Origin of the sequence: Siphonobacter sp. BAB-5405, from assembly GCF_002872335.1 — a bacterium.
Classification (GTDB): Bacteria; Bacteroidota; Bacteroidia; order Cytophagales; family Spirosomataceae; genus Siphonobacter.
The window spans coordinates 1-4,946 of sequence record NZ_NJAG01000095.1; the positions used below are offsets into that span (position 1 = coordinate 1).

Annotated in this window: 4 protein-coding genes and 1 pseudogene; all 5 read right to left on the bottom strand. The window is 40.3% G+C overall.

Annotated features, from left to right (window positions below):
- Positions 1–490: 490 nt before the first annotated feature.
- Positions 491–820: a hypothetical protein gene (locus BWI97_RS27505; RefSeq protein ID WP_146011053.1), complete on the bottom strand. Its 330-nt coding sequence runs from the start codon at positions 818–820 to the stop codon at positions 491–493.
- A gap of 193 nt (positions 821–1,013) precedes the next feature.
- Positions 1,014–2,369 (bottom strand): annotated as a pseudogene (locus BWI97_RS25895) (TonB-dependent receptor plug domain-containing protein); the annotation flags it as partial.
- A 42-nt stretch (positions 2,370–2,411) separates the two neighbouring features.
- Positions 2,412–2,783: a carboxypeptidase-like regulatory domain-containing protein gene (locus BWI97_RS25900; protein WP_158242856.1), complete on the bottom strand. Its 372-nt coding sequence runs from the start codon at positions 2,781–2,783 to the stop codon at positions 2,412–2,414.
- A 4-nt stretch (positions 2,784–2,787) separates the two neighbouring features.
- Positions 2,788–3,783, bottom strand: a complete 996-nt coding sequence (locus BWI97_RS25905; RefSeq protein WP_102203382.1) for a DUF4249 family protein — start codon at positions 3,781–3,783, stop codon at positions 2,788–2,790.
- 405 nt (positions 3,784–4,188) lie between these two features.
- The coding region (locus tag BWI97_RS27820; protein WP_158242857.1) for a hypothetical protein at positions 4,189–4,946 on the bottom strand (758 nt) is incomplete at its 5' end.

Consider the following 4,946-nt stretch of genomic DNA (forward strand, 5'->3'; position numbering starts at 1 on the left):
AACTCTGACAAAACGTTCGCTTATAAAACGTTATAGAAAGCAATAAGCACTTTTACATCTAACTCCCAATTACTCAATCTTTGCTTTCAACGTCAGTTATTTCAATATAGCCTAGATCGCACCTTGAATTGGAACAGGGCCCGTTGAAACATTTCACTTTCCCACTTATTAAAGATTATACTCATCAAAGTAGATGCTTCCATTCTCTGCGTTTTTCACAAAAACGCCTTCAAAGGAAATAAGTTTGGTAGAATCGCATACTACGAAGGCGGATCAACCTTGACCCGGTGTAAAGAGAAGATCTATTGATCCTCTTGCCCTGAAACTCATTTATAAGTTAAGTGCAAATAGGTATCTCATTATCTTCTCAGAGTTAACAAAAAAATTGTAGGTAGACTCGCTAGAAGACTAATGCGTTGGAAAGGCCTGCTACATAAGCATAGATTATGTTAAAATACATCTTTAATCTAAGAAATAATTACACCAAATATTAAAACTCACGCTGGTAAGTAACCGATGGAAGAATGGGAAGCAGGCTAAATTGCTTCAACTTTTGTTGGTCGTAATAAATAAAGTAGGGGTTTTGTCGATTGTAGAGGTTGTATATATTGAAAATCCAGCTTCGGGTACCAACGGCTTTAGTCTTGGTAATTTTATAACTTACATCCATGCGATGATAGGCAGGAGCCCGGAAATTATTTCGCTCGGACCTATCGCCCAGCGACTGGTAAAATTTATAATCAGGAAGTCGTTGTTTATCAAGATCATGAACGTAATTAGACGGTAAGGCTCCCTCGTAAAACGAAGTTGGTAAAGTCAAAGCAACACCCGTGTTGTAAACAAAATTGAAGGATAAGGTTTTGCTAGAAGAAAAATCATGGGTTACCACCAGAGCCAAATTATTTCTCCGATCGTACTTGAATGGAAACCAGTTTCCTTGATTTAAACTAGAAAATTTTCTGTCGGTTTTTGATAGCGTATAGCTAATCCAGCCTTTCGTTTTTCCTTTACTTTTATTCAGGTACAACTTCTAATCCTTTGGATCGGCTTTTTCCTACCGTAACCCGGTCATACCAGGGAATATTCGTAGAGCTTAGAAAGGCCGAAAGGTCCGTATACTCCACGACCCCATCCATGTTTTTATAGTACACTTCGCTCGTCAAATTATACGAATCATTAAGCTGGAGCGTGTAACCCAAAGCCCACTGTTCAGCCTTTTCCGGTCCTACGTTCGGAATGGCTGGAACCCACAAATCCGTGGGCAAACCCAAGGAAGAATTCGTCAGTAAATGCAAAAACTGGGCGGTACGGTTGTAAGAGAATTGTACCTTTGATCGGGGAGATACATTCGCGTGGAGACTGACTCTGGGCTGTAATGAATGAAAGTACGACTTTTGCACGTGCTGTCCCTGGTAATGGACCCCCGCCACCAGCCTTAGTTTATTGCTAATCGCATACGCATCTTCCAGGTACAGGGACCATTCCAAACTTTGAACGGGAGCGTTGGAAGCAGTAGAATCTGCTCGCAGGTTTTGGTAGGTTTTATTTTCCGGAGCGAAGGTATGATGAACCAGTCCAGCCCCGTACCGCAATGTATTTTTATTACTCAAGAGCTGATCGAAGTCTATCTTAATTCCCTTATCTTTTATACTGGAATTAGTCGTTGCATTGTAGCGTTTTTCACTGGTTAATTCTTGCGACAACTGGTAATCATATTGCGTATAATAAGCGGTTGTATTGCTAAACAGACGGTTATTCCAAACTCTGTTCCAACGCAAAGCGGCCGTAGCATTCCCCCAGGAAAGACCGAATCGATATAGGCTATTATCGAATTTGAATTCCCTGCGGAAGCCATCATGCCCCGTATAAAAACTACCGTATAACTGATCTTTTCGGGATAGCTTGTAATTGATCTTCACATTCAAATCGTAAAAGCCGTAATTCGTTGAGCTTTCTGAGCCTCGAATCAGCGTACCCAGTCCGATTAAGCCGTTGATCCAGGTCGTTCTGCCCGACACCAAGATGGAGGAAACATCTTTTTTCAGCGGCCCTTCGACCATCAGCCTGGTAGCAATTGGATTTAAGCTAAGCGTACCATGCCAGCTTTGTGAATTGCCCTCTTTCATGGCAATATCCATGATGGAAGACAAACGCCCGCCGTATTTAGCGGGAAAATTTCCCTTCATAAAATCGACGTGGGCTACGGCATCGGGATTAATAACCGAGAAAAAACCAAACATGTGGTTGATATTATAAACCGGTACCCCATCGAGTAAAATCAGGTTTTGATCGGGTGTACCGCCCCTGACGTTTATCCCAGCGGTGCCTTCACTTCCTGCCTGTACGCCGGGCAAATACTGAATGGTTTTGAATAGATCCGATTCTCCTAAAAAAGCGGGAGCTTTTTTTTACTATCTCCAGGGGATGGTGTAGTGATCGATTGAAGAAAGTTCCTGTTTCGGCGAAGACGTAATGACTACTTCTTGTAAGGTATTTGGTACGGGGTTTAATTTAATCAGTACACTGGTATCTTTAGTTATGGTATATTGAATTTCCTGCGTTTCAAAACCCAGATAGGAGAACGTTAGCCGCACGGGTTTAGCGTTGACGTTTACACTAAAGTAGCCATATCGGTTACTAATAATTCCCTGATTGTTAAACTTAATCGTAGCTCCAATTAACCGCTCTCCCGAGGAAGCATCTTCAATAAATCCTGAAAGGGTTTGTGCAACGAGTGCGTTAGTAGTCAGTATCCATAGGAAGAAAATTCTTATTACTTTCATTCGGTTAATTTTTACTAACGGTTGAATTAAGCTTAAGCGAAATGTACTTACCATTTCGGGCCCCGAAAATGCCTAACCCATTCTTGACATTACTGGAAGCACTGGTGGGTTCCGCAAACGGATTTTGTATTTTCCCCTGAGAGTCTACTAGCTGATTTTCAAGGGAAAATAAAGAGGTTTTTAAGTAGGTATCAAAGGCTGGACCTGCTACTGTTAATTCAAGGACGTTTTCTTCGCCAGGGTGGTTCCTGGTCCAGGAACCACCCTGGCCTACCGTTGCGAAAGTAACTTCTGGTCGTTGGGAATCTTTGACAAATTCAGGGAGCAGTCGGACAAGGCTTGAAAAATAGTAGTAGTTATGTAGCTCATCGAAAGTCCCATTGAACATATCGAAAACGGTGGATCGCGAAGAGAGACTAGTGCTCCATTTTTCTAAATATTTTCTACATTCTGCATCCAATGCCCCACCGGTAGTATCAACCTCCCAACATTCCCGAGGTGCCAGGTAAGAAAGCTTCGTGGCATTAATACCAATCCAGTAATAGGCCTGATCCGTTTTTTTGAACTGTAAAGTGATGTCAGGATTCGAATTGGCATTCAATGAATTTCTGTCGCCTACGGTGACCATATACGAAGGAAAAGCGGGCAAGAAGTCTTCCGCTTCGACGGTGCCATAGGCTGGAATCTCCGCCTGAACTTTGTAGGTATGCCCTTCTTTGGGCTTGACTGTTAGAACGTAAAACCCGTCTCCAGCATGCACGGCCTTACCCAGTACGGTATTGTCCTCGCTAAAAGTTACAGCGGAGGAAGAGATCGGTTTATACTGAGCCGTATCATTGGCCGCTCTCGACATAAATAATCTAACGGACAGAGAACTATCGGGATGCAGTACGCCTACCAGAACAGGCTTAGGTTTAAAGGAAGGTCCTGATATCTCAAGTACTTTTGTACAAGCCGTACTAACAGTTAACAGAAAAACAAAAATTAAGGTATAGTTCATTAGTCAAATGAATATTTGTTTCAACTAGTTAGCAAAATTAGCACTAATTAGAATCAACAAGTGCTAATTTTGATACTAGTTGAAACATCTCTATATTAAAAGCTCACAAACTATTGAATAACACAATCACAATTATAACTGCCGCCCCAAAATATATTATGTTTAGATGATGGATCGAAACGTATATTGGAATCAGTTCCAGCTTTTTTTGTTCGAATCATTGTAAATGAAAAAGTTGAAGTTTCATCTGGAGTACTTCTATGATATGTATTTAATTGATATGGGTAAACAATAGTCCCAGCATTTCCACTTTCCCAACCAGGTTGAAGATTTGACCCAGCAGATAGTTTCCAAGTTCCATGAGCATATTGCAATGAAGTACTTCTATTAGTCCATCCTAATAAATTAGTTTTTTTTCAAGGTTCTTATCTTTATCTGCATCTCGTACCACTTAGCACTACTAATTAGAGTTTGAGTACAAGGAAAAGTCCAAACTACTTTTCCTTCTGAATCAAAACTAGCTGTAGGGCTACAAGTGTAACCGTATGCATCATCTGTGATTTCGATAACTTCCTCATATCCTATCACCTTGTAATCCGACCGATTTTCGGATTCACATTGTCGACTAGCAACCGTTGTGATACTTTTACCTCCTGGATTACTTAATGTATTACTTCTTTTAACTTCATTCACAGCTAAACCTATTTCAGGTTTACTGTCATTATATTTTAACAACAAATCTATTTCATTGTTAGCTTCTTTAATATCGGGTATATTTTTGACCTTATCAAAAGTATATTGATAAAAATGCTTTCCAATTTTAACTACTCCTTTTTCATTAACCACATTCATCATACTCCAAAGTGCAATATTAGGCTCTATACCTCCATCTTTACTTTTAATGTATGAATATGAGTATCTTTTTGCTTCATTAGTGGTTAGTGATTGTTTTCCTTTATCAGTGTTAACTTCCTCAGCCTTAACTACTTGATTGAATCTGCTTCTTAAAGAAATCATTCCATTTTGTTTCTCCCAGGCCTCTAGGGTTTCAATAGGTTGATTCTCTAATTGCTTGATTACCGTTCGGAAGTCTTCCATCGAAGCAAATTCTGCATAGTCTTTAGGCGTAAGTGACATAGCAGAGCTATCTTCCGTACTTTTTT